The sequence below is a fragment of the Amycolatopsis sp. WAC 01375 genome (assembly GCF_003947325.1).
GTDB lineage: Bacteria > Actinomycetota > Actinomycetes > Mycobacteriales > Pseudonocardiaceae > Amycolatopsis.
On sequence record NZ_QHHW01000022.1, the window covers coordinates 1 to 23,297 of the forward strand.

The 23,297-nt window shown below is 69.8% G+C and carries 25 protein-coding genes; 23 read left to right on the forward strand and 2 right to left on the reverse strand.

Annotation, left to right across the window (positions count from 1 at the left end; translation table 11 throughout):
* Positions 1 to 276: 276 nt before the first annotated feature.
* The 8 genes from DL991_RS10905 to DL991_RS10940 are packed head-to-tail and all read left to right on the forward strand — an operon-like array spanning position 277 to position 7,080.
* Positions 277 to 888, forward strand: coding sequence for an A24 family peptidase (locus DL991_RS10905; RefSeq protein WP_125783611.1), 612 nt, complete (start codon positions 277 to 279; stop codon positions 886 to 888).
* Between the two features lie 47 nt (positions 889 to 935).
* Positions 936 to 2,123, forward strand: a complete 1,188-nt coding sequence (aroC, locus tag DL991_RS10910; protein WP_125783613.1) for a chorismate synthase — start codon at positions 936 to 938, stop codon at positions 2,121 to 2,123.
* Positions 2,120 to 2,644, forward strand: a complete 525-nt coding sequence (locus DL991_RS10915; RefSeq protein WP_125783615.1) for a shikimate kinase — start codon at positions 2,120 to 2,122, stop codon at positions 2,642 to 2,644. The genes aroC and DL991_RS10915 overlap by 4 nt, the downstream gene beginning before the upstream one ends.
* Positions 2,641 to 3,069 carry a hypothetical protein gene (locus DL991_RS10920; protein ID WP_125783617.1) on the forward strand — a complete coding sequence of 143 codons (429 nt, stop codon included), beginning with the start codon at positions 2,641 to 2,643 and terminating at the stop codon, positions 3,067 to 3,069. The genes DL991_RS10915 and DL991_RS10920 overlap by 4 nt, the downstream gene beginning before the upstream one ends.
* An 8-nt stretch (positions 3,070 to 3,077) precedes the next feature.
* A complete protein-coding gene (aroB, locus tag DL991_RS10925) occupies positions 3,078 to 4,187 on the forward strand; it encodes a 3-dehydroquinate synthase (protein ID WP_125783618.1) in 1,110 nt (369 codons plus the stop codon).
* Positions 4,184 to 4,615, forward strand: coding sequence for a type II 3-dehydroquinate dehydratase (aroQ, locus tag DL991_RS10930; protein ID WP_125783620.1), 432 nt, complete (start codon positions 4,184 to 4,186; stop codon positions 4,613 to 4,615). The genes aroB and aroQ overlap by 4 nt, the downstream gene beginning before the upstream one ends.
* On the forward strand, positions 4,612 to 5,538 hold the full coding sequence (locus DL991_RS10935; RefSeq protein ID WP_125783622.1) for a GNAT family N-acetyltransferase: 927 nt from the start codon (positions 4,612 to 4,614) through the stop codon (positions 5,536 to 5,538). The genes aroQ and DL991_RS10935 overlap by 4 nt, the downstream gene beginning before the upstream one ends.
* 60 nt (positions 5,539 to 5,598) lie before the next feature.
* Positions 5,599 to 7,080, forward strand: coding sequence for a beta-xylosidase (locus DL991_RS10940; protein WP_125783996.1), 1,482 nt, complete (start codon positions 5,599 to 5,601; stop codon positions 7,078 to 7,080).
* On the opposite strand, the gene DL991_RS10945 is transcribed toward DL991_RS10940, so the two are convergent.
* Complete coding sequence (locus DL991_RS10945; RefSeq protein ID WP_233598802.1) at positions 7,035 to 7,454, reverse strand: B-4DMT family transporter; 420 nt, start codon at positions 7,452 to 7,454, stop codon at positions 7,035 to 7,037. The two genes, DL991_RS10940 and DL991_RS10945, sit on opposite strands and share 46 nt — an antisense overlap.
* Before the next feature lie 346 nt (positions 7,455 to 7,800).
* Between DL991_RS10945 and DL991_RS10950 the strand changes: the two genes are divergently transcribed.
* The 3 genes from DL991_RS10950 to nusB are packed head-to-tail and all read left to right on the forward strand — an operon-like array spanning position 7,801 to position 9,958.
* Complete coding sequence (locus tag DL991_RS10950; RefSeq protein WP_125783624.1) at positions 7,801 to 8,892, forward strand: Xaa-Pro peptidase family protein; 1,092 nt, start codon at positions 7,801 to 7,803, stop codon at positions 8,890 to 8,892.
* 38 nt (positions 8,893 to 8,930) lie between these two features.
* On the forward strand, positions 8,931 to 9,494 hold the full coding sequence (gene efp, locus DL991_RS10955) for an elongation factor P (protein ID WP_125783626.1): 564 nt from the start codon (positions 8,931 to 8,933) through the stop codon (positions 9,492 to 9,494).
* The gene (gene nusB / locus DL991_RS10960) at positions 9,494 to 9,958 is read left to right on the forward strand and encodes a transcription antitermination factor NusB (RefSeq protein ID WP_125783628.1); all 465 of its coding nucleotides are present in this window, start codon (positions 9,494 to 9,496) and stop codon (positions 9,956 to 9,958) included. The genes efp and nusB overlap by 1 nt, the downstream gene beginning before the upstream one ends.
* A gap of 109 nt (positions 9,959 to 10,067) precedes the next feature.
* Here nusB and DL991_RS10965 read toward each other — a convergent pair whose 3' ends face one another.
* Positions 10,068 to 10,556: a transcriptional regulator gene (locus DL991_RS10965; protein WP_003096372.1), complete on the reverse strand. Its 489-nt coding sequence runs from the start codon at positions 10,554 to 10,556 to the stop codon at positions 10,068 to 10,070.
* A gap of 261 nt (positions 10,557 to 10,817) precedes the next feature.
* Here DL991_RS10965 and pyrR point away from each other — a divergent pair, with 261 nt between their 5' ends.
* The 12 genes from pyrR to metK all read left to right on the forward strand — a co-directional run bounded on the left by pyrR (position 10,818) and on the right by metK (position 23,292).
* Positions 10,818 to 11,429, forward strand: coding sequence for a bifunctional pyr operon transcriptional regulator/uracil phosphoribosyltransferase PyrR (pyrR, locus tag DL991_RS10970; protein ID WP_037320844.1), 612 nt, complete (start codon positions 10,818 to 10,820; stop codon positions 11,427 to 11,429).
* The gene (locus tag DL991_RS10975; protein ID WP_076163695.1) at positions 11,426 to 12,358 is read left to right on the forward strand and encodes an aspartate carbamoyltransferase catalytic subunit; all 933 of its coding nucleotides are present in this window, start codon (positions 11,426 to 11,428) and stop codon (positions 12,356 to 12,358) included. The genes pyrR and DL991_RS10975 overlap by 4 nt, the downstream gene beginning before the upstream one ends.
* Positions 12,355 to 13,647, forward strand: a complete 1,293-nt coding sequence (locus DL991_RS10980; RefSeq protein ID WP_125783630.1) for a dihydroorotase — start codon at positions 12,355 to 12,357, stop codon at positions 13,645 to 13,647. Before DL991_RS10975 ends, DL991_RS10980 begins: the two co-directional genes overlap by 4 nt.
* Positions 13,644 to 14,153 (forward strand): transporter, encoded by a 510-nt coding sequence (locus DL991_RS10985; protein ID WP_125783632.1) that lies wholly within the window; start codon positions 13,644 to 13,646, stop codon positions 14,151 to 14,153. The genes DL991_RS10980 and DL991_RS10985 overlap by 4 nt, the downstream gene beginning before the upstream one ends.
* On the forward strand, positions 14,153 to 15,286 hold the full coding sequence (gene carA, locus DL991_RS10990; protein WP_125783634.1) for a glutamine-hydrolyzing carbamoyl-phosphate synthase small subunit: 1,134 nt from the start codon (positions 14,153 to 14,155) through the stop codon (positions 15,284 to 15,286). The genes DL991_RS10985 and carA overlap by 1 nt, the downstream gene beginning before the upstream one ends.
* Positions 15,286 to 18,600, forward strand: a complete 3,315-nt coding sequence (carB, locus tag DL991_RS10995) for a carbamoyl-phosphate synthase large subunit (protein WP_125783636.1) — start codon at positions 15,286 to 15,288, stop codon at positions 18,598 to 18,600. Before carA ends, carB begins: the two co-directional genes overlap by 1 nt.
* The gene (pyrF, locus tag DL991_RS11000; RefSeq protein WP_125783638.1) at positions 18,597 to 19,436 is read left to right on the forward strand and encodes an orotidine-5'-phosphate decarboxylase; all 840 of its coding nucleotides are present in this window, start codon (positions 18,597 to 18,599) and stop codon (positions 19,434 to 19,436) included. The genes carB and pyrF overlap by 4 nt, the downstream gene beginning before the upstream one ends.
* Positions 19,437 to 19,543: 107 nt before the next feature.
* Complete coding sequence (mihF, locus tag DL991_RS11005) at positions 19,544 to 19,861, forward strand: integration host factor, actinobacterial type (RefSeq protein WP_003096398.1); 318 nt, start codon at positions 19,544 to 19,546, stop codon at positions 19,859 to 19,861.
* Entirely contained in the window at positions 19,858 to 20,487 is a 630-nt protein-coding gene (gene gmk / locus DL991_RS11010) for a guanylate kinase (RefSeq protein ID WP_125783640.1), read from the forward strand. Before mihF ends, gmk begins: the two co-directional genes overlap by 4 nt.
* Positions 20,488 to 20,510: 23 nt before the next feature.
* Positions 20,511 to 20,780: a DNA-directed RNA polymerase subunit omega gene (gene rpoZ / locus DL991_RS11015; protein ID WP_005152353.1), complete on the forward strand. Its 270-nt coding sequence runs from the start codon at positions 20,511 to 20,513 to the stop codon at positions 20,778 to 20,780.
* Positions 20,773 to 21,993, forward strand: coding sequence for a bifunctional phosphopantothenoylcysteine decarboxylase/phosphopantothenate--cysteine ligase CoaBC (gene coaBC, locus DL991_RS11020; protein ID WP_125783642.1), 1,221 nt, complete (start codon positions 20,773 to 20,775; stop codon positions 21,991 to 21,993). Before rpoZ ends, coaBC begins: the two co-directional genes overlap by 8 nt.
* Positions 21,994 to 22,077: 84 nt before the next feature.
* Positions 22,078 to 23,292 (forward strand): methionine adenosyltransferase, encoded by a 1,215-nt coding sequence (metK, locus tag DL991_RS11025; protein WP_370306052.1) that lies wholly within the window; start codon positions 22,078 to 22,080, stop codon positions 23,290 to 23,292.
* The last annotated feature ends 5 nt before the right edge of the window (positions 23,293 to 23,297 follow it).

A 23,297-nucleotide genomic window follows, 5' to 3' on the forward strand; every position in this document is an offset into this window, starting at 1 on the left:
GTGCGTTAGCGTGAGTCACGAGGGCCTCCAGGTAGCCGGTGCAGATGTCGCAATCCACACCGAACCCGGAGGCCCTCCCCTATTCCAAGATCATCGACCCACGTGTCGCCCCCGTTCACAACCTCCCAGGTCAATACACCTAGGTACAGGAAGGGGGTCCTTCATGTACCTAGGCGAACGGCCACACCGCGCCCCGCTTGCCGAAAGTGCGTGAAAGTCCCTGTCACGAAAAGAAATCCTTGCCTCACCGAGCGCTACGGGCGCACTCTTGATCTTGTGTTCACGCCGATCGCCTTCGCCGCGGCGGGCGCCGGATCGGCGCTCGTCACCCGCTCCTGCCTGCGCCGAGCCGGAGCACCGGTGACGGCTTGGGCGGCGGCCGTCGCGGCGGTGGCGCTCGCCGCGGTCTGGCTGCGGCATCAAGCGGGCGCCTGGCCGGCGTGGTGGCTGGCGGTCCCGGCCGTGCTGACCGTCTTCGCGGTCCCGCTGGCGCTCGCCGACCTGAAGTACCGCCGCCTGCCCGACATCCTGACCCTGCCCGCGTACCCGGCGCTGGCCGCCGCGCTCGCGGTCGCCGCGCACGGGGGAGGGGCGGCCATCGCATGGCGGGCCGTGCTGGGCGCGCTGGTCTTCGGCGGGGCGCACGCGCTCGTCCACGCGCTGTCGCCGCGCTCGCTCGGCGCCGGTGACGTGAAGCTCGCCGGGAGTCTCGGCGCGGTCCTCGCCGCGACGGGCTGGCCGTCGGTCGTGCTCGGCGCCGTCGCCGCCGCGCTACTGAGCGTGGCGCTCGCGGTGGGCGGGCCCCGGCATCCCACGGTGCCGCACGGGCCCGGTCTCCTGGTCGCGGCGTGGGCGCTCGCCGTCTTCGCCGGACCCGGTCCGGGATAGCCCGGCCTGTACCGGGACGGAGAGGAGGTTGTGACAGGATCTGTCAGGTGTTGCGCTGGATAACCGCAGGGGAATCGCACGGACCCGCCCTCGCCGCCATCCTGGAAGGGATGCCCGCCGGGGTCGAGGTCACCACCGCCGAAGTGGGCGAGCAGCTCGCGCGACGGCGGCTCGGCTTCGGCCGCAGCCCCCGGATGGGCTTCGAGACCGACCACATCGAGTTCACCGGCGGCGTCCGGCACGGGCTTACCCAGGGTGGCCCCGTCGCGGTCCAGATCGAGAACGCCGAGTGGCCCAAGTGGGAGAAGGTCATGTCGGCCGATCCCGTGCCCGCCGAGGAGCTGGAAGGCCTGGCGCGCAACGAGCCGCTGACCCGTCCCCGGCCCGGCCACGCGGATCTGCCCGGCATGCAGAAGTACGGCTTCCCCGAGGCCCGTCCGGTGCTGGAGCGCGCGAGCGCCCGCGAGACGGCGTCCCGCACGGCGCTCGGCACGGTGGCCCGCGCGTATCTCAAGCAGCTGCTGGGGGTCGAGATCCTCAGCCACGTCGTCTCCATCGGCGGCGCCTCGGCGCCCGAGGGCGCGCTGCCGGTGCCGTCGGACCTGCCGTCCATCGACGAGAGCCCGGTCCGGGCCTTCGGCAAGGAGGGGACCGACGCGATGGTCGCCGAGGTCGACGCCGTACGGAAGGCGGGTGACACCGTCGGCGGCGTGATCGAGGTGATCGCCTACGGCCTGCCGCCGGGCCTCGGGTCGCACGTCCACTGGGACCGCAGGCTCGACGCCCGCCTCGCCGGCGCGCTCATGGGTGTCCAGGCGATGAAGGGCGTGGAGGTCGGCGACGGCTTCACCACGGCCAAGCGCTGGGGCAGCCAGGCCCACGACGAGATCGACCGCGGCACCGGTCCGGTCGGGGTGACCCGACGGTCCAACCGCGCGGGCGGGCTCGAAGGCGGCATCACCAACGGCGAGCCGCTGCGCGTGCGCGTCGCCATGAAGCCGATTTCGACCGTCCCCAAAGCACTGTCCACTGTGGATGTCACCACCGGCGAACCCGCGGTGGCCATCCACCAGCGTTCCGACGTCTGCGCGGTACCCCGCGCCGGGGTCGTGCTGGAGTCGGTGGTCGCGCTGGTGCTCGCGGACGCCGCGCTGGAGAAGTTCGGCGGAGACTCGCTGATCGAGGGCAAGCGCAACGCCGAGGCCTACCTGAAGGCGCTCGAGGAGCGCTGGTGACTCCTCGCGCGGTGATCATCGGGCCGCCGGGCTCTGGCAAGAGCACCGTCGGTCCGGCGCTCGCCGCCCGGCTCGGCCTCGCCTTCCGCGACACCGACGACGACATCGTCGCGAGCGCGGGCAAGCCCATCACCGACATCTTCACCGAGGAAGGCGAGCCCGCCTTCCGCGCGCTGGAGGAGGAGATGGTCGCGAAGGCGCTGGCCGAACACGACGGCGTCCTCTCCCTGGGCGGGGGAGCGCCGATCACCCCGGGCACGCGCGAGCGGCTCGCCAGGCACACGGTGGTCTTCCTCAACGTCGGGATGGCCGCCGGCGTCCAGCGCGCCGGGCTCTCGACCGCGCGTCCGCTGTTGGCCGGGGTGAACCCCCGCGCCACCTACAAGTCGCTCCTCGACGCGCGCCTGCCGGTGTACCGCGAGGTCGCCACGATCGAAATCGACACCGACCGTCTGACCGCCGACGAGGTCGTCGAGGCCGCCGTCATCGGGCTGCACGAGATCAGCAAGGAACGAGCATGAAGCGCACCACCACCACGACCGGCGTCCTCCTCGCCGTCGTGGCCCTGACCCTGACGGCGTGCGGCGAGGAGAAGCAGCCCGCCGGCGCGGACGTCGTCCAGACCGGCGCGGCCAGTACCGGGGCACCCGCGTCCGCCGCTCCGGCGGAGGACGTCGCCGCCGACGTCAAGGTCACCAAATGCGACAGCACCAGCTACACCCCGAAGATCACCATCGAGGTCACCAACAGCACGGGCGAGGACACGCGTTACGCCGTCACCATCGCGATCAAGGACGCCGACGGCAAGGCCTCCGGAGAAGCGTTGTTCGCGAAGAACCGGATGTCGCCCGGCCAGAAGGTGACCGAGGAGATCCCGGGGGACACCCCGGTCAAGGGCAAGATCACCTGCGAGGTCGCGAGGGCAAAGCGGCTTCCGCCGAAGTGAGGGGAACGATGACCGAGCCGGTCCGCATCACCGTCAACACCGTCAAGCCGTACGACGTCGTCATCGGCCGTGGCCTGCTCGGCGAGCTCACCGAGCAGCTCGCCGACGCCTCCAAGGTCGCGCTGATCCACCCGCCGACGCTGACGACGACCGCGGAGGCCATCCGCGACGAACTGGCCGAGGCCGGGATCGACGCGCACCGGGTCGAGATCCCCGACGCCGAGGACGGCAAGGCACTCACCGTCGCCAGCTTCTGCTGGGAGGTCCTCGGCCGTATGGGCTTCGACCGCCAGGGCGTGGTCGTCGGGCTCGGCGGCGGCGCCGTGACCGACTTGGCCGGGTTCGTCGCCGCGACCTGGATGCGCGGCGTCCGCCTGGTCAACGTGCCCACCACGCTGCTGGGCATGGTCGACGCCTCCCTCGGCGGCAAGACCGGCATCAACACGGAGGCCGGCAAGAACCTGGTCGGCGTCTTCCACGAGCCGAGCGCGGTCTTCGTCGACCTCGCGACGCTGGAAACGTTGCCTCCCAACGAACTCGTCGCAGGAATGGCCGAGGTGGTCAAGGCCGGGTTCATCGCCGACCCGCGCATCGTCGAACTCGTCGAACAGGATCCCGCCGCCGCGCTGGACACCACCGGCGAGGTCCTCGGTGAACTGGTCCGCCGCTCGATCCAGGTCAAGGCCGACGTCGTCGCCGCGGATCTGCGCGAGTCGAATCTGCGCGAGATCCTCAACTACGGCCACACCCTCGCCCACGCCATCGAACGCCGCGAGAGGTACCGGTGGCGCCACGGTGCGGCGGTCAGCGTCGGCCTCGTGTTCGCCGCCGAACTCGCGCGGCTCACGGGCCGTCTCGACGACGCCACCGCGGAGCGGCACACGTCGGTCCTCAAGATGCTGGGCCTGCCGACCACGTACGACCCGGACGCGCTTCCGCAGTTGCTGGAGACGATGAAGGGCGACAAGAAGACCCGCTCCGGCGTGCTCCGCTTCGTCGTCCTCGACGGCCTCGCCAAACCCGGCAGGCTGGAAGGCCCGGACCCGTCGCTGCTCGCCGCCGCGTACTCGGTGGTGGCGGGCGAAGCCCCCAAAGCGGGCGGGAGCGTGCTGCTGTGAAGGTGCTCGTCCTCAACGGCCCCAACCTCGGCAGGCTCGGCCTGCGCGAACCCGGTATCTACGGTTCGGCCACGCACGCGGATCTGGTCTCCACCTGCGTCGAAGCAGGCAAGGAGCTGGGGATCGACGTCGAGGTCCGGCAGACCGACCACGAGGGCGAGATGGTCGGCTGGCTGCACGAAGCCGCCGACGCCGGCTGGCCGGTGGTGCTCAACGCGGCCGCGTGGACGCATTACTCGATCGCGGTCCGCGACGCCGCGGCCCAGCTCAAGGCGCCGCTGATCGAGCTGCACATCTCCAACGTGCACAAACGCGAGCAGTTCCGGCACCACAGCGTGCTGTCGGACATCGCCACCGCGGTCATCGCCGGGCTCGGGGTCGACGGGTACCCGCTGGCCCTGCGCTGGATGGCCGCGAACGCGACGTGAACAACCCTCCCAGGATCGAGACCGCGCGGCTCCGGCTGCGCGCGTTGACGGAGGCGGACACCGAAGCGATCGTCGCGCTCTTCGCCGACCCGGCGATGAGCGCGCATTTCGCGGACCGGCTGACCGAGCCGGACCTGGTCCGCGAAATGGTCGGCAGGCGGCTGGCGTACCGCGGCCCGGCCGGGATGGGGCACTGGGCGATCGAACGCGACGGCGAGGTGATCGGCCTCGCGCATCTGCGGCCGTCGCAGGAGCTGCCCGGCGACGTACCCGAGGTCGGCTACTACCTGGCGCGTGCGCACGGCGGGCAGGGCCTGGCCACCGAAGCCGCGAAGGCCCTGCTGGACCACGGACTTGTCGGGCTCGGCCTGTCTTCGGTGTGGGCGCTGGTCGGCGAGTCCAATGTGGCCAGTCAGAGTCTGGTGAAGCGCTTGGGTTTCCTCGACGTCGGCGGCGGCGACCACTACGGCAGCGGGCCGCATCGCGTCTTCGTCGCACTGCCCTCGGACCACGGCCGCGTGCACCACATCGAACTGTGGGTCCCCGATCTCGCCCGCGCCGAGGAGAGCTGGGGCTGGCTGCTCGGCGAACTCGGCTGGCGGGAATTCCAGCGCTGGCCCGCCGGGGTCAGCTGGAAGCACGGCGCGACCTATCTCGTCGTCGAGCGCTCTCCGGCGCTCAGCGGCGAAAAGCACGAGCGCACCGCGCCGGGCTTGAACCATCTCGCCCTGCACGTCGAGTCCCGCGAACGGGTGAACGAACTGGCTTCGAAGGCGCTCGAACACGGCTGGTCGCCGATGTTCGCGGACAAGTTCCCGAATGCGGGCGGTGATCACCACTACGCCGCCTACCTCGAAAACGCCGATGGCTTCGAAGTGGAATTGGTCGCCCTACCGGGTACTGACGTCACCCGGCCGGGTTAAGCCTCGCTACACTCGGCCATCATGCGCCTTTTTCGTGGGGGTCGGCGACCCGCCCGTGCCGTGGTGGCTGTCCTCGCGGCAGGCGCGGTCCTCGTGGCGTGCAGCGCCGAGCTTGCCCAGCCGCAGGCCGACGGCAAGGGCGGCGGGATCGGCGGAGCCCAGCTGCCCGAGGAAAAGCCGCGGCCGATGGACGTCGAACTCGCGACGAGCGACCCCCGGGCCAGTGGCGGTGTGGTGGCCGCGGGCGATCAGGACGCGGTCTACAACTACGGCCCGACGGTGATGCGCGACGGCGGCAAGCTCCGGATGTGGTGGTGCAGCCAGTACGGCAGCGCGCAGCCGCCCGGTGACGACATCCTCTACGCGCAGTCGCCCTCGCTCGACGGTCCCTTCACCGGCCCGTCCGGTGGCGGCCCGGCGGCGGTGTTCTCCGGCGCGCCCGGCGGTTTCGACGGTATGCACACCTGCGATCCGTCGGTGATCAAGGTCGGCTCGATCTACTACATGTACTACACCGGCGCGGCGGGCGATCACGCGCTCGGCAACTCGATCGGGCTCGCGACCAGCCCCGACGGCCTCAACTGGACGCGGGCCGCGGGCGGGCAGCCGATCATCGGGCCCTCGCACGACGTGCATCGCGCCAACGTCTACGGCGCCGGCCAGCCCTCGGCGGTGTACCTCGACGGCTGGTTCTACGTGCTGTTCACCGACACCACGGCGAAGGGCGCCGGGTGGAACGGCGCCGGGCAATTCCTGCTCCGCGCCAAGGACGCGGCGTTCACCCGAGGCGTGGAGACGCTGGGGGAGCAGGGCTTCATCCCCAAGCCGAGCACGATCTCGCCGCGCACCCGCTCACTGGTCGACGGGTTCAGCACGGATCTGATGTGGGTCGGCGCGCTCGACGCCTTCGTGATCGCGCACGAGACCGAAACCGGCACCACGCTCACCTTCTGGACCAGGGACTTCTCCGCGCAGCCGTATCGGACGGCGATCATTCCCGGCGCGTGGAAGGAAGGCCCCGGCCTGGTCCGGCGGCCCGACGGGCATGCGCCGCTCTCCTCGGGTGACGTCTGCGACCGGGTCCCGTTCGACGTCGTCCGGGCCACGATCGTCGGCGGCGCGGGGGCGCCGACCGACCTCAAACATTTCGGCCTGGACGTCCGCGGTTCGCGGGCCTGCGACGGCGACGCCCGCGTCCGGACCTCGTTCGAAGGCGTCGCGATGCCGTCACCGCAGCGGACCATCGATCTGGTGGCCGACGGCACCCTGGTGCGAGTCGACCGGCGTTCCGTGGCGGCGACCCTCGCGAGCGAGATTCTGGACCAGCGGCTCAAGGTCGTCGACAAGTTCCCGCAGGCGGCGCGGCTGAGCGCCGGGGCGAGGATGGTGCGCGCCCCCGGACGCGGGTTCGGCGTGGTGCTCGACGGCAAACTGTTCGCGGTGCCGGACGCCGGGACGGCGGCGTTGAACGACTCGGCCGTCGAGCAGATCAGCGATCAGGCCTGGGACGGTTTCCCCGCCGGTTTCCCGCTCGCGGGCTGATCTTCGTCGTCTCCGGTCTTGGTGATGCGGCCGCCGACGAACAGGCCGAGCCCGGCCGGGATGAGCACCAGCAGGGCCGAGAAGGCGGCGCCGCCGGTGAGCGCGCCGCCGAGCTCCGATACGCCGGTCTGATCGACGAACACCGCGCGGCCGATCACGTACAGCACCCCCGAGACCGGTCCGGCGATCAACGCCGCGATGAACCAGTTCCTGCCGCGTTCGGGTTTGCCCCGCCAGGCGTCCACGGCGCTCCAGCCCGCCGCCGCGCCGACCAGGACGGCCAGGGCGAGGGAGGTGGCGAGGGTCTTGTCGGTGGGGTTGAAGACCTCGTACTTGGCCAGCACGGTGACGGCCGCGCCGTGCAGCAGCGCCATCACGAGTCCACGAGTCAGCCACGGTGCCATTGGGTGAGTTTAACTCGCCAGTAGCGATGGTCACCTCCGCGCGGTCCTGGATCCTCGGCGGAAGGTCCGTGAGGGCCTCCTTCTCTACTTTGAAGGTAGGGAAGGAGGCCCTCACGGACTTACGGCAGTGCCACACAGGACGCATCCGTCACTGGAGTCACATCCGTCCCGCCCGCCCCACCATATGCGCGTGAAGGACCCCTTGAGGGACCCAGAGTCCCTCAAGGAGGCCTTCACGGACCACCGGGCACCACAAGCGGCGCAAGAGGGCGGCGCATGCGGGCGAAATGAGCGGTCGGCCCCCTAAACTCAAGGCGTGCGTGAATACTTCTCTCGCCGCCGCGCGGCGCTGCGTTCCCTGCTGGCCGATTCCGGGGTGGACGCGCTGCTGGTCACGGACCTGCTCAACATCAGGTACCTGACCGGCTTCACCGGGTCCAACGCCGCTCTCCTCGTCCACGGGGGCGGTGACGACAAGACGATCTTCTGCACCGACGGCCGCTACACGGTCCAGTCGGCGACGGAGGTGCCCGATCTCGAACGGGTGCTGGACCGTGCGAGCGCGGCGAAGCTGGCCGACCTCGCGGCAGGGAAGAAGCTCGGCAAGACCGGGTTCGAGAGCCAGCACGTCAGTGTCGAGCAGCACGAAGATCTCAAGGTCCGCTTCGACCGCGTCGAGCTGGTCCGTACGCCCGGGCTCGTCGAGCAGCTGCGACTGGTCAAGGACGAGCAGGAGATCGAGGCGCTGCGCCAGGCGTGCGCCGCGGCCGACAGGGCGCTGGAGGAGCTGGTGTCCGCCGGCGGGCTCCGGCCGGGCCGGACCGAGCTGGACGTCGCCCGCGACCTCGAGAATCGCATGCTCGGTCACGGGTCGACGGGGCCGTCGTTCGACACGATCGTCGCGGCGGGCGTCAACTCCGCGATCCCGCATCACCGGCCGACCTCGGCCGTGCTCGCGAACGGTGGCTTCGTCAAGATCGACTTCGGTGCCACGGTCGACGGTTACCACTCCGACATGACCCGCACGTTCGTCCTCGGCAAGCCGGCGGCGTGGCAGGAGGAGATCTACGAGCTGGTCCAGCGCGCGCAGGCGGCGGGTTGCGACGCCGTCCTGCCCGGCGCCGAAGTGTCCGAAGTGGACAAAGCGGCGCGCGGAGTGATCGTCGACGCGGGGCGCGGCGACGAGTTCGGCCACGGTCTCGGCCACGGGGTCGGACTGCAGGTGCACGAGGCGCCCAGCCTGGCCGCCACCGGCGTCGGTACACTGTCCGCCGGTATGGCCGTCACCGTCGAACCTGGTGTGTATCTGCCCGGACGCGGAGGCGTGCGCATCGAGGACACGCTGGTCGTGCGGGAAGGTACGCCCGAACTCCTCACGCTGAGCACCAAGGAACTCGTGGTCGTCTGACGGCGGCCCGGAAGATCGACACAGGAGACTGCACACTCGTGGCCACCACCAACGACCTGAAGAACGGGCTCGTCCTCAACCTCGACGGCCAGCTCTGGACCGTCACCGCGTTCCAGCACGTCAAGCCGGGCAAGGGCGGTGCGTTCGTCCGCACGACACTCAAGCACGTGCTGACCGGCAAGGTCGTCGACAAGACCTTCAACGCGGGGACGAAGGTCGATACGGCCACCGTCGACCGTCGCAACATGACGTACCTGTACAAGGACGGCACGGACTTCGTGTTCATGGACGCGGAGACCTACGACCAGATCACCGTGCTGGCCGAGACCGTCGGCGACAACGCGAACTACCTGCTCGAGAACTTCGAGGTCCAGGTCGCGGTGCACGAGGGTGTCCCGCTGTACATCGAGCTGCCGACCTCGGTCGAGCTGATCGTCCAGCACACCGACCCCGGCCTGCAGGGCGACCGCTCCACCGGTGGCACCAAGCCGGCCACCCTGGAGACCGGCGCCGAGATCCAGGTGCCGCTGTTCCTCACCACCGGCGAGAAGATCAAGGTCGACACCCGTGACGGCCGCTACCTGGGCCGCGTCTCCAACTGATGGCCGGTTCAGACAAATCCGGCAAGTCGCCGAACCGCGGTGGGCCGATCAGCCGCCGCCAGGCACGCAAGCGTGCCGTCGAAGTGCTGTACGAAGCCGCCCAGCGCGGCGCCGACGCGGTGACGTTGCTGGCGGACAGGGTCGGTTCGGTCGAGGTCGATCCGATCGGGGACTACACGATCTCGCTGGTCGAGGGCGTGACCGGACGCAAGACGCAGATCGACGAGCTGCTTTCGGAGCACGCTCAGGGCTGGACGCTGGACCGGATGCCGCCGGTGGATCTCGCGGTGCTGCGGGTCGGCGTCTACGAGCTGCTGTGGGCGACGGACGTGCCGGATCCGGTCGCCATCGACGAGGCCGTCGGGCTGGCGAAGGAGCTGTCGACCGACGACTCGCCGCGTTTCGTGAACGGCGTGCTCGGCCGCATCGGCACCATCGCCGACCGCCTGCGCGCGGTTCTCTAGAAGACGTACTGCGACGGGCCGTGTCCTCTTCCGAGGGCACGGCCCGTTCTCGTGCTCGGTGGTGCCGGTTGGCGTTTCCGGTCCCCCCGGACCGAAAACGTCGCCATCTCTAGTCCTCTTTGGACGGTCGAGCCTCTGGCGGCAGCACACCCCAGTCGATCAGCTGCTCGGTGAGCTCGCCCGGGGTCATGTCGTAGATGATGGCCAGCGAACGCAGGTCTTCGGTGCGGATGGAGAGCACCTTGCCGTTGTAGTCGCCGCGCTGGCTCTGGATGGTGGCGGCGTAGCGGGCGAGCGGCCCGACCTTCTCCGCCGGGAGCTGCTGGAGACGCTCCAGGTTGATGACGATCTTCGTGGCGGGTTCGGCGCCCGACGGCACCCGGCCCTCCGGCAGCAGCTCGACCACCGGCACGCCGTAGAAATCGGCCAGTTCGGCGAGCTTCTGCACGGTGACGGCGCGGTCTCCGCGCTCGTACGAACCGACGACGACGGCCTTCCAGCGGCCTCCGGACTTCTGCTCGACCCCGTGCAGGGACAGGCCCTGCTGCTGGCGGATCCCGCGGAGCTTGGCCCCGAGCGCCTTGGCGTAATCGCCCATCTGGTGGTTCTCCGTTTCCTCACCCCCAACCGGTCGAGGGTGACCGATCCAGGGGACTCCTAGAGTCGAATACTCAGAGTAATGGTTACGCATAGTTGTCACCAGGTCAAGCGGGTGCTTTCGAGAGGCCTTCGTCACCTGGGGCGCGCCACCCGTAAGACTGAGGGCTCCTTCCTGCTAGTGTCGGTTCGATTTCCTCGCCAAGCAGGAAGTCGACGTCCTTTAAGGACCCGTCCAGAGAGGCGGGGAAGGAGGTCCGCCTTGTCGTCACGTCCGCGTGGCGCGGCGGAACCGGCGGGAGAGCGTGAGCTGCTCTCGTCCGGCGATGTCGCGCGCACGATCGCCCGAATGGCCCACCAGGTCATCGAGAAGACCGCTCTCGGTGCCGGTGGCTCGACTCCGCCCGTGTTGCTGGGCATCCCCACCCGGGGTACTCCGCTCGCCCTGCGGCTCGCGGACAAGATCGCCGAGTTCTCCGGCATCCGTCCGCCGACCGGCGCGCTGGACATCACGCTCTACCGTGATGATCTCCGCCGCCGCCCGCCCCGCGCGCTCGAACATTCGCAGCTGCCGCCGACCGGTATCGACGACGCGGTGGTGATCCTGGTCGACGACGTGCTGTTCTCCGGCCGCACCATCCGCGCCGCCCTCGACGCCCTGCGCGACCACGGCCGCCCGCGCGCGGTCCAGCTGGCCGTGCTGGTCGACCGCGGCCACCGCGAACTGCCGATCCGCGCCGACTACGTGGGCAAGAACGTGCCCACCTCGCGCGCCGAGGGGATCGAGGTCCTGCTGTCCGAAGTGGACGGACGGGACACGGTTCTGCTCCGGTCGTTGAATGAGAGCGCTTCACCAGAAGGAGATCGATCGTGAAGCACCTGCTCGCCACCGACGGGCTCGACCCGGCGCTCGCGACAGCCGTGCTGGACACCGCCGAAGAGCTCAAGCACACCCTGCTGGGCCGCGAGGTCCGCAAACTGCCGACGTTGCGCGGCCGCACCGTGATCACGTTGTTCTACGAGAACTCGACCCGCACCCGCGTCTCGTTCGAGATCGCGGGGAAGTGGATGAGCGCCGACGTGATCAACGTCTCCGCGTCCAGTTCCTCGGTCAACAAGGGCGAATCGCTGCGGGACACCGCGCTGACGCTGGCCGCGGCTGGCGCCGACTGCGTGATCATCCGGCACCCCGCCTCCGGGGCGGCTCAGCGGCTTTCGGGCTGGCTCGCCGAAGCCGGGACGGCGGTCGTCAACGCGGGCGACGGGACGCACGAGCATCCGACGCAGGCCCTGCTCGACGCGGCGACGCTGCGAGAGCGGCTCGGCTCACTCGAAGGCCGCCGGATCGCGATCGTCGGCGACGTCCTGCACAGCCGGGTCGCGCGGTCGAACATCCACCTTCTGTCGGCGCTGGGCGCGGAAGTGGTCCTCGTCGCGCCGCCGACCCTGCTGCCGGCTGGGGTGGAAAGCCTGCCGGTCACCGTGTCGCACGAACTCGACGCCGAACTGCCCGCGGTCGACGCGGTCATGATGCTGCGAGTCCAGGCGGAACGCATGCACGGGGGCTTTTTCCCTTCGGCGCGCGAGTACTCGATCGCCTACGGCCTCAACGAACGACGGATGAAGCTCCTGCCAGAGCACGCCGTCGTCCTGCACCCGGGCCCGATGCTGCGCGGGATGGAGATCGCCTCGGCGGTCGCCGACTCCCCGGCCTCGGCCATCACCGAACAGGTCCGCAACGGCGTCCACGTGCGCATGGCGGTCCTCTACCACCTGCTCGCCAGCGAAGGAGCCACCGCGTGACCATCGTCCTGATCAAGGGCGCCCGACCCTACGGCGAGGGCGACCCGGTCGACGTGCTCGTCGAGGACGGGGTCATCACCGACATCGGTTCGATCGACACCCCGGACAACGCCGAAGTCATCGAGGCGGGCGGCCAGGTGCTGCTCCCTGGTTTCGTCGATCTGCACACCCACCTGCGTGAACCCGGCCGCGAGGACACCGAGACCATCGCGACCGGTTCGGCCGCGGCCGCGCTCGGCGGCTATACCGCCGTGTTCGCCATGGCCAACACCGATCCGGTGGCCGACAACGCGGTGATCGTCGACCACGTGTGGCGGCGCGGCCAAGAGGCCGGGCTGGTCGACGTGCACCCGGTCGGCGCGGTCACCGTGGGCCTCAAGGGCGAGAAACTCGCCGAACTGGGCACGATGGCGAAGTCCGAAGCCCAGGTGAAGGTCTTCTCCGACGACGGTCTCTGCGTCGCGGACCCGCTGCTCATGCGCCGCGCGCTGGAGTATTCGACGGCGCTCGGCGTGGTCATCGCCCAGCACGCCGAGGAGCCGCGGCTGACCGTCGGCGCCCAGGCGCACGAAGGCGAGCAGGCCGCGCGCCTGGGTTACACGGGCTGGCCCGCTTCGGCGGAGGAGTCGATCGTGGCCCGCGACTGCCTGCTGGCGGAGCACGCGAACGCGCGGCTGCACGTCTGCCACGTGTCCACCTCGGGCACGGCCGACATCCTGAAGTGGGCCAAGGAGCGCGGTACCAAGGTCTCGGCCGAGGTCACCCCGCACCACCTGCTGCTGACCGACGAGCGGCTCGCGACCTACGACCCGGTCAACAAGGTCAACCCGCCGCTGCGCACCGAATCCGACGCCGTGAAGCTGCGCGCCGCGCTGGCCGAGGGCGTCATCGACTGCGTCGCCACCGACCACGCGCCGCACGCCGTCCAGGACAAGGACTGCGAGTGGAACTCGGCCCGGCCCGGCATGCTCGGCCTCCAGACCGCGTTGTCGATCGTGGTCGAGACCATGGTCCGCACCGGCCTGCTGGACTGGCGGGGCGTCGCGCGGGTGATGAGCGAGCGGCCCGCCGAGATCGGCAACCTGACCGACCACGGCCGTCCGATCGAGGTCGGCGAACCGGCCAACCTGACGCTGGTGGACCCGGAAACCGAATGGACCGTACGGGGCGTCGAGTTCGCGAGCATCGCGGCGAACACCCCGTACGAAGGAATGCGGCTCCCCGGCGTGGTGACGGCGACGTTGCTGCGCGGGCGGATCACCGCGCGGGAAGGGAAGATCGCGCAATGAGCGACCGGATTCTGCTGACCCTGGCGGTCTTCGCCTTCTTCCTGTTCTGCGTCTTCCTGATGTGGCGCGGCTGGCGGCGCAAGTCCCGCGCGCAGAGCGTCCAGGTGCCGCCGTTCGCCGAGATCCCCGCCGAGCCCGGTGAGGCCTCGCTCGAGTCGACCGGCGTCTACATCAGCACCACGACGGCGGGGCACTGGCAGGAGCGCGTGGTCACCCGCGGCGCCGGCCTGCGCACCGGCGCGGTCTGGCGGCTGCACGAAGACGGCATCGCCATCGAACGCGGCGGCGCCCCGGACTTCTGGATCCCGCGCGCGTCCGTCACCGGCGTCCGCAAGGACAAGGGAATGGCCGGGAAGGTGATGGGCATCGACGGGCTGCTCGTCGTCACCTGGCTGGCAGGCGACGTCGAACTGGACACCGGATTCCGCGGCGACGACGTCGACGACTATCCACAGTGGATCGAAGCTTTGCAAGACACTCGCAACGACATCAAGGGAGGTGCCTGATGAGCACCACGAACGGCATTAGGACCCCCGCGGCACTGGTCCTCGAAGACGGCCGCGTGTTCCGCGGCTCCGCGTACGGAGCACGCGGACGCAGCTTGGGCGAGGCGGTGTTCTGCACCGGCATGACCGGCTACCAGGAGACGCTGACCGACCCGTCCTACCACCGGCAGATCGTGGTCCAGACCGCGCCGCAGATCGGCAACACCGGCTGGAACGACGAGGACGACGAGTCCGCCCGCATCTGGGTTTCGGGCTACGTCGTCCGCGATCCGGCGCGCACCCCGTCCAACTGGCGCTCCAAGCGCACGCTGGACGAAGAACTGGAGCGCCAGGGCGTCGTCGGGATCTCCGAAGTGGACACCCGCACGCTGACCCGGCACCTGCGCGAGCAGGGCGCCATGCGATCCGGCGTGTTCTCCGGTGACGCGCTGGGCACCGACGAGGAAATGCTCGCCGAGGTGAAGGCCGGCCCGCAGATGAAGGGCGCCGACCTCGCCGGCGAGGTCTCCACGAAGCAGCCGTACGTGGTCAAGGCGCAGGGGGAGACCCGGTTCCGCGTCGCCGCACTGGACCTGGGCATCAAGTCCAACACCCCGCGCATGATGGCCGCGCGCGGTATCGAGGTGCACGTGCTGCCCTCGTCGTCCACTGTGGACGAACTGCTCGCCGTCGAGGCGGACGGCGTGTTCCTGTCCAACGGACCGGGCGACCCGGCGACCACCGCGCACGCGACCGAGCTGACGAAGTCCGTGCTGCAGCGGGAAATCCCGCTGTTCGGCATCTGCTTCGGCAACCAGATCCTCGGCCGCGCGCTGGGGCTGGGCACCTACAAGATGCGCTACGGCCACCGCGGGATCAACATCCCGGTGATCGACGTGGCCACCAAACGGGTCGCGATCACCGCGCAGAACCACGGTTTCGCCCTCGAAGGCGAGCCGGGGCAGCGCTTCGAGACGCCGTTCGGCGCCGCCCAGATCTCGCACTACTGCCCGAACGACGACACCGTCGAAGGTGTCCGCGCGTTCGACGTCCCCGCGTTCTCGGTGCAGTACCACCCCGAGGCCGCCGCCGGCCCGCACGACGCGGCCCCCTTGTTCGATGAGTTCGTGAGCTTGATGGAGAAGGCCAAGTAATGCCGAAGAGGACAGACATCCAGCACGTGCTGGTGATCGGCTCCGGGCCGATCGTGATCGGCCAGGCGGCGGAGTTCGACTACTCCGGCACCCAGGCCTGCCGCGTGCTCCGCGAAGAGGGACTGCGCGTCTCGCTGGTGAACTCGAACCCGGCGACCATCATGACCGACCCCGAGTTCGCCGACGCCACCTACATCGAGCCGGTCACCCCGGAGTTCGTCGAGAAGGTCATCGCCGTGGAGCGCCCCGACGCGATCCTCGCGACCCTCGGCGGGCAGACCGCGCTCAACTGCGCTGTCGCCCTGCACGAGCGCGGCGTCCTGGAGAAGTACGGCGTCGAGCTGATCGGCGCCGACATCGACGCCATCCAGCGCGGCGAGGACCGGCAGAAGTTCAAGGACATCGTCCGCACGATCGGCGCCGACGTGCCGCGTTCGCGGGTCTGCCACGATATGGACGAGGTCCGCGCGACCGTCGCCGAAGTCGGCCTCCCGGTGGTCATCCGGCCGTCGTTCACCATGGGCGGGCTCGGCTCGGGCATGGCGCACACCGACGCGGAGCTGGAACGCCTCGCCACCACCGGCCTCTCCGAGTCGCCGGTCACCGAGGTGCTGATCGAGGAGAGCGTCCTCGGCTGGAAGGAGTTCGAACTCGAGCTCATGCGCGACCGGCACGACAACGTGGTGGTCGTCTGCTCGATCGAGAACATCGACGCGATGGGCGTGCACACCGGCGACTCGGTCACCGTCGCGCCCGCGATGACCCTGACCGACCGCGAGTACCAGCACATGCGCGACGTCGGCATCGCCGTGCTGCGCGAGGTCGGCGTCGACACCGGTGGCTGCAACATCCAGTTCGCGATCAACCCGGCCGACGGCCGCATGGTCGTCATCGAGATGAACCCGCGGGTGTCGCGGTCGAGCGCGCTGGCGTCGAAGGCGACCGGCTTCCCGATCGCCAAGATCGCCGCGAAGCTCGCCATCGGCTACACCCTCGACGAGATCCGCAACGACATCACCGGCGAGACCCCGGCGGCCTTCGAGCCGACGCTGGACTACGTCGTGGTGAAGGTGCCGCGGTTCGCCTTCGAGAAGTTCCCCGGCGCGGACCCCACGCTGACCACGACGATGAAGAGCGTCGGCGAAGCGATGTCGTTCGGCCGCAGCTTCCCCGAGGCGCTCGGCAAGGCACTGCGGTCCATCGACACCAAGGCCACCGGCTTCTGGACCCGCCCCGACCCCGAAGGCGCGACCAAGGAGTCCATCCTGGACGCCCTGCGTACGCCGCACGACGGGCGGATCTACGAGGTCGAGCGGGCGCTGCGCTTCGGTGCCACGGTCGAGGAGATCCACGAGGCCTCGGGAATCGACCCGTGGTTCATCGACCAGATCGCCCTCATCGGCGAGGTCGGCTCGGAGGTCCGCGACGCCCTGGTGCTGGACGAGCCGCTGCTGCGGCGCGCCAAGCGCACCGGTCTTTCGGACCGTCAGATCGCCGCGCTGCGGCCGGAACTGGCCGGTGAGGACGGCGTCCGCGCGCTGCGCCGCCGTCTCGGCGTGCGTCCGGTGTACAAGACCGTCGACACCTGCGCGGCCGAATTCGCGGCCAAGACGCCGTACCACTACTCGGCCTACGAGACCGATCCCGCGGCGCAGTCGGAGATCACCGCGCAGACCGGCAAGCCGAAGGTGCTGATCCTCGGCTCCGGGCCGAACCGCATCGGGCAGGGCATCGAGTTCGACTACTCGTGCGTGCACGCCGCGATCGCCTTGCGCGAGGCCGGTTTCGAGGCCGTCATGGTCAACTGCAATCCCGAGACCGTCTCCACCGACTACGACACCTCGGACCGGCTGTACTTCGAGCCGCTGTCGTTCGAGGACGTCCTCGAAGTGGTCAACGCCGAGCAGGAGTCGGGCACCGTCGCCGGTGTCATCGTGCAGCTGGGCGGTCAGACCCCGCTCTCGCTGGCGAAGCGCCTCGCCGACGCCGGTGTCCCGGTGATCGGCACCTCCCCGGACGCGATCCACCTCGCCGAGGACCGCGGCGCGTTCGGCGAGGTCCTCACCGACGCCGGGCTCCCCGCGCCGAAGTACGGCACGGCGACCTCGTTCGAGGGCGCGAAGCGGATCGCCGACAAGATCGGCTACCCGGTCCTGGTCCGGCCGTCCTACGTGCTCGGCGGACGCGGTATGGAGATCGTGTACGACGAGGAATCCCTCGCCGGTTACATCCACCGCGCCACCGAGGTCACCCCCGAGCACCCGGTGCTGGTGGACCGTTTCCTCGACGACGCCATCGAGATCGACGTCGACGCGCTCTTCGACGGCGACGAGCTGTTCCTCGGCGGCGTCATGGAGCACATCGAAGAGGCCGGGATCCACTCCGGCGACTCGTCGTGCGCGCTCCCGCCGATCACGCTGGGCCGGACCGACATCGAGACGGTGCGCCGCTCGACCGAGGCCATCGCGCGCGGCGTCGGCGTCCGCGGGCTGCTGAACGTCCAGTACGCGCTCAAGGACGACGTTCTGTACGTCCTGGAGGCCAACCCGCGCGCCTCGCGGACGGTGCCGTTCGTGTCGAAGGCGACCGCGGTGCCGCTCGCGAAGGCCGCGGCGCTGATCATGACCGGCTCGTCGATCAAGGAGCTGCGCGAGTCCGGTGTCCTCCCCGCCGAGGGTGACGGCGGCCACATGCCCGCCGATTCGCCGGTCGCGGTCAAGGAGGCGGTCCTGCCGTTCCACCGCTTCCGCACCCCCGAGGGCCACGGCGTCGACTCGCTGCTCGGCCCGGAGATGAAGTCCACCGGCGAGGTCATGGGCGTCGACGTCTCCTTCGGCAAGGCGTTCGCCAAGTCGCAGGCCGGTGCCTACGGTTCGCTGCCGACGTCGGGCAAGGTCTTCGTCTCCGTCGCCAACCGTGACAAGCGTTCGCTGGTGTTCCCGGTGAAGCGGCTGGCGGACCTCGGCTTCGAGATTCTCGCCACGTCGGGAACCGCGGAAGTGTTGCGGCGCAACGGAATCGCCTGCACCGTCGTGCGCAAGCACTACGAGGGTTCGGCCGAAGGGGAGCAGAACGTCGTGGACGTCATCCTCAGCGGCGAGGTGCAGATGGTGATCAACACCCCGTACGGCAACAGCGGTCCCCGCATCGACGGCTACGAGATCCGCACCGCCGCGGTGTCGCGGGACATCCCCTGCATCACCACGGTGCAGGGCGCCGCGGCGGCCGTGCACGGGATAGAGGCCGTCATCAAGGGCGACATCGGCGTCCGGTCGCTGCAGAGCCTCCAGGCGGCGCTGAAGGCCAAGGCATGAGCGAACGGTTCGGGGCGAGGCTGGCGCGGGCGGTCGCCGAGAAGGGACCGCTCTGCGCCGGGATCGACCCCCATCCCGGGTTGCTCCAGGCGTGGGGTCTCCCGGCGGACGCGGGCGGTCTGGAGAAGTTCGCCCTCACGGCCGCTGAGACGATCGCGCCCGAGGTCGCGGTGATCAAGCCCCAGTCGGCCTTTTTCGAGGCCTACGGGCCTCCTGGGGTCGCCGTTCTGGCCAAGACGATGAAGGTGTGCCGGGAGGCGGGCGCGCTCGTCCTGCTGGACGTCAAACGCGGCGACATCGGTTCGACGATGGCGGCGTACACGGCGGCGTTCCTACCCGCCGGCGCGGATCTCGAGGCGGACGCCATCACCGTGTCGCCGTACCTCGGTTTCGGTTCGCTGGCCCCCGCGCTCGACGTTGCGCGGACGCAAGGCAAGGGGCTGTTCGTCCTCGCGCGCACCTCCAACCCGGAGGCGCAGGGATTGCAGAACGCCTTGCTGCCCAACGGAAAGACCGTCGCGCAGGACATCGTCGACACGGCGGCCGCGTACAACGCGGGCGTCGGGCCCTTGGGTGACATCGGTGTCGTCGTCGGCGCCACCATCACGCCGGGAGAGCTCGATCTGAGCAAGCTGAACGGTCCGGTCCTGGCGCCCGGTTTCGGGGCACAGGGGGCCACTCCGGCCGATTTGCGGGCCCTTTTCGGGCCGGGACTGCCGGGTGTGCTCCCCGCGTCGTCCCGTGACGTCCTCAGGCACGGACCCGGCCCCGAAGCGTTGCGTGCGGCCGTTCGGCGGACCCGGGATTCCCTCGGTCCCCTGGAAAAAGGCCAATAGCAGGCCCGGGAATCCGTCATGACCAGCCACCCCCGCATTGTGGGCCGAGGTAACGGGTGGGTACCGTCGCCACACCCACCCAGATTTGAGAACTACCGGAGGAAAACGTGGCACTTCCCCAGCTGACAGAGGAACAGCGCGCTGCGGCGCTGGAGAAGGCCGCCGCCGCCCGCCGCATCCGTGCTGAGCTGAAGGAGCGGCTGAAGCGGGGCGGTACCACTCTGGTCGACGTGTTGAAGCAGGCCGAGGAGAACGAAGTCCTCGGCAAGATGAAGGTCTCGGCTCTGCTCGAGGCTCTTCCGGGCGTCGGCAAGGTCCGTGCCCAGCAGACCATGGAACGACTGGAGATCGCACCCAGCCGTCGTCTTCGCGGCCTCGGCGACCGGCAGCGCAAGGCGCTGCTGGCCGAATTCAGCGGCGAGTGAGCGGCACCGGTCAGGACCACCCGGTGACCCCGGGCGCTGACCGCGGCGGTGAGCCGGTGGCGGGAGTTTCTTCCCGGCACCGGCTCACGGTCGTCTCAGGGCCTTCGGGGGTCGGGAAGTCGAGCGTGGCGAAGGAGCTGCGCAAGCTGGATCCGGAGATCTATTTCAGCGTCTCGGTGACCACCAGGAAGCCGAGGCCGGGTGAGGTCGACGGCGAGCACTACCACTTCATCGACCGGCCCGAATTCGACCGCATGGTCGCCGTCGGCGAACTGCTCGAACACGCCGAGTTCGCGGGCAATTGCTACGGCACCCCGCGCGGGCCCGTCGAGCGGGTCCTGGCCGAAGGCCGCAACGCGATCCTGGAGATCGAACTCCAGGGCGCGCGGCAGGTCCGCAAGGCGATGCCGGAAGCCCGGCTGGTGATGCTGATGCCGCCGTCGTGGGACGAACTGGTCGGCAGGCTGACCGGTCGCGGCACCGAGAACGAGGCCGCGGTGAAGGCCAGGCTGGCCGAGGCGGAACGCGAACTCGCCGCCGCCGGGGAGTTCGACGAGCGCGTCGTCAACGCCGACGTGCGAGACGCCGCCGAGCAGTTGCTAAACTTGATAACCGGCGACAAGTAACCCGAAGATTCGGAGCACCACGAGTGACGACTCAGGCCACGCTGCACGAAGAGCTCGAAGGCATCACCAACCCGCCCATCGACGACCTTCTCGAGAAGGTCAGCTCGAAGTACGCGCTGGTGATCTACTCGGCCAAGCGCGCTCGCCAGATCAACGACTACTACGCCCAGCTGGGCGAGGGCCTGCTGGAGTACGTCGGCCCGCTGGTCGAGCCGGGCCCGCGCGAGAAGCCGCTCTCCATCGCCCTGCGCGAGATCCACGGTGGCCTGCTCGAGCACACCGAGGGTGAATAAGCCCCGCGTCGTACTGGGCGTGGGCGGCGGAATCGCCGCCTACAAGGCCTGTGAGGTCCTGCGCGGACTGACCGAATCCGGTCACGACGTCCGCGTGGTCCCCACCGAAGCCGCGCTGAACTTCGTCGGCGCGGCCACCTTCGAGGCACTCTCCGGGAACCCGGTCCACACCGGCGTGTTCACCGAAGTGCCCGAGGTCCAGCACGTCCGCGTCGGCAAGGAAGCCGACCTGGTAATCGTCGTGCCCGCCACGGCGAACCTGCTCGCCAAGGCCGCGCACGGCATCGCGGACGATCTGCTGACGAACACCCTGCTCACCGCCCGGTGCCCGGTCGCCTTCTTCCCGGCGATGCACACCGAGATGTGGGAGCACCCGGCCACCCGCGACAACGTGGCGCTGCTGCGCTCACGCGGCCTGGTCGTCGCCGAACCCGCCGCCGGCAGGCTCACCGGCAAGGACACCGGCAAGGGGCGGCTCGCCGACCCGGCCGAGATCGTCGACCTCGCCCGGCTCCTGCTCGCCGTGCCGAACGCCCTCCCGCGCGACCTCGAAGGCGTGCGCGTGGCGATTTCGGCCGGTGGCACCCGCGAGCCGCTGGACCCGGTCCGGTACCTGGGCAACCGCTCGTCGGGCAAACAGGGTTACGCGCTGGCCCGCGTCGCCGCCCAGCGCGGCGCCGAGGTCACGCTGGTCGCCGCGCACACCGTCGCGCTGCCGGAGCCCGCGGGCGCGAAGGTCGTCCACGTGTCGACCGCCGAGGAGATGCGCCAGGCCATGCACGCCGAGGCCGCCTCCGCCGACGTCCTCGTGATGGCCGCCGCCGTCGCCGACTTCCGGCCGTCGAACCGGGCCGATCACAAGATCAAGAAGTCCGACGACGCACCGGATCCCGTCGTCGAGCTCGCACGCAACGCGGACATCCTGGCCGAGCTCGTGCGCAATCGGACCCCAGGTCAGGTGGTCGTCGGCTTCGCCGCCGAAACCGGGGACGACAAGGGCGGCGTCCTCGACCACGCCAGGGTCAAACTGAAGCGCAAGGGCGCGGACCTGCTGGTGGTGAACGCCGTCGGTGAGGGGAAGGCCTTCGGGACCGAGGACAACTCGGGCTGGCTGCTCGGGGCCGACGGCACCGAAATCCCGATCCCCCTCGGAGCCAAGGCTGAACTGGCGTCCACATTGTGGGATGCTGTTGTGACCTTGATGAAGCGTTGAGAGCCCCCAAAGCGATAGTCAGTAGGCTTGAGTTCAAGCTGAGGGGTGCCTAACTTTCTAGGCATCAGACGTCTAGGTGAGGGAGTGACGGGCACCGTGACCGCGTCCACGAGCAGACTGTTCACATCGGAATCGGTGACTGAAGGTCATCCCGACAAAATTTGCGATGCCATCAGCGACTCGATCCTGGACGGCCTGCTGGCCAAGGACCCGCGCAGCCGCGTGGCGGTCGAAACTCTCATCACCACCGGCCAGGTGCACGTCGCCGGCGAGGTGACCACCGAGGCCTACGCGGACATCCCGACCATCGTCCGCGACGTGATCCTGAAGATCGGCTACGACTCCTCGGCCAAGGGCTTCGACGGCAACTCCTGCGGCGTCAACGTCGCGATCGGCTCCCAGTCGCCGGACATCGCGCAGGGTGTCGACACCGCGTACGAGTCCCGCGTCGAGTCCGACGAGGACGAGATCAACCGCCAGGGCGCCGGAGACCAGGGCCTGATGTTCGGCTACGCCTGCTCGGACACCCCCGAGCTGATGCCGCTGCCGATCGCGCTGGCGCACCGGCTCTCGCAGCGGCTGACCCGGGTCCGCAAGGACGGCGTGCTGCCGTACCTGCGCCCGGACGGCAAGACCCAGGTCACCATCGAATACGCCGGTGACCAGCCGGTGCGGCTCGACACGGTGGTCGTGTCCACCCAGCACGCGGACGGCATCGACCTGGAGCAGATGCTCGGCGTCGACGTCCGCGAGCACGTGGTCGCCCCGGAGATCGCCGAGCTCGGCCTCGACACCTCCAACGTGCGCCTGCTGGTCAACCCGACCGGCCGCTTCGTCATCGGCGGCCCGATGGGCGACGCGGGCCTGACCGGCCGCAAGATCATCGTCGACACCTACGGCGGCATGGCCCGGCACGGTGGCGGCGCGTTCTCCGGCAAGGACCCCTCCAAGGTGGACCGCTCGGCCGCGTACGCGATGCGCTGGGTGGCGAAGAACGTCATCGCCGCCGGGCTTGCTTCGCGCGCCGAGGTCCAGGTCGCCTACGCGATCGGCAAAGCGGCCCCGGTGGGCCTCTTCGTCGAGACCTTCGGCACCGAGACCGTCGACCCGTCGAAGATCCAGGCCGCCATCACGGAGGTCTTCGACCTGCGTCCGGCCGCGATCATCCGCGACCTCGACCTGCTTCGCCCGATCTACGCGCCGACAGCCGCGTACGGCCACTTCGGCCGTCCCGAGCTGGACCTCCCGTGGGAGAGCACGGCGCGGGCCGCGGACCTGAAGTCGGCCGCCGGCGCCTGATCCGT

What these genes read in the sequence shown, in the direction of transcription:
- pyrF (WP_125783638.1), top strand. Translation starts at nt 18,597, where the DNA reads ATGAGCGAACGGTTCGGGGCGAGGCTGGCGCGGGCGGTCGCCGAGAAG.
- DL991_RS10920 (WP_125783617.1), top strand. Translation starts at nt 2,641, where the DNA reads ATGAAGCGCACCACCACCACGACCGGCGTCCTCCTCGCCGTCGTGGCC.
- DL991_RS10945 (WP_233598802.1), bottom strand. Translation starts at nt 7,454, where the DNA reads ATGGCGCTGCTGCACGGCGCGGCCGTCACCGTGCTGGCCAAGTACGAG.
- DL991_RS10965 (WP_003096372.1), bottom strand. Translation starts at nt 10,556, where the DNA reads ATGGGCGATTACGCCAAGGCGCTCGGGGCCAAGCTCCGCGGGATCCGC.
- carB (WP_125783636.1), top strand. Translation starts at nt 15,286, where the DNA reads ATGCCGAAGAGGACAGACATCCAGCACGTGCTGGTGATCGGCTCCGGG.
- carA (WP_125783634.1), top strand. Translation starts at nt 14,153, where the DNA reads ATGAGCACCACGAACGGCATTAGGACCCCCGCGGCACTGGTCCTCGAA.
- DL991_RS10985 (WP_125783632.1), top strand. Translation starts at nt 13,644, where the DNA reads ATGAGCGACCGGATTCTGCTGACCCTGGCGGTCTTCGCCTTCTTCCTG.
- nusB (WP_125783628.1), top strand. Translation starts at nt 9,494, where the DNA reads ATGGCCGGTTCAGACAAATCCGGCAAGTCGCCGAACCGCGGTGGGCCG.
- aroB (WP_125783618.1), top strand. Translation starts at nt 3,078, where the DNA reads ATGACCGAGCCGGTCCGCATCACCGTCAACACCGTCAAGCCGTACGAC.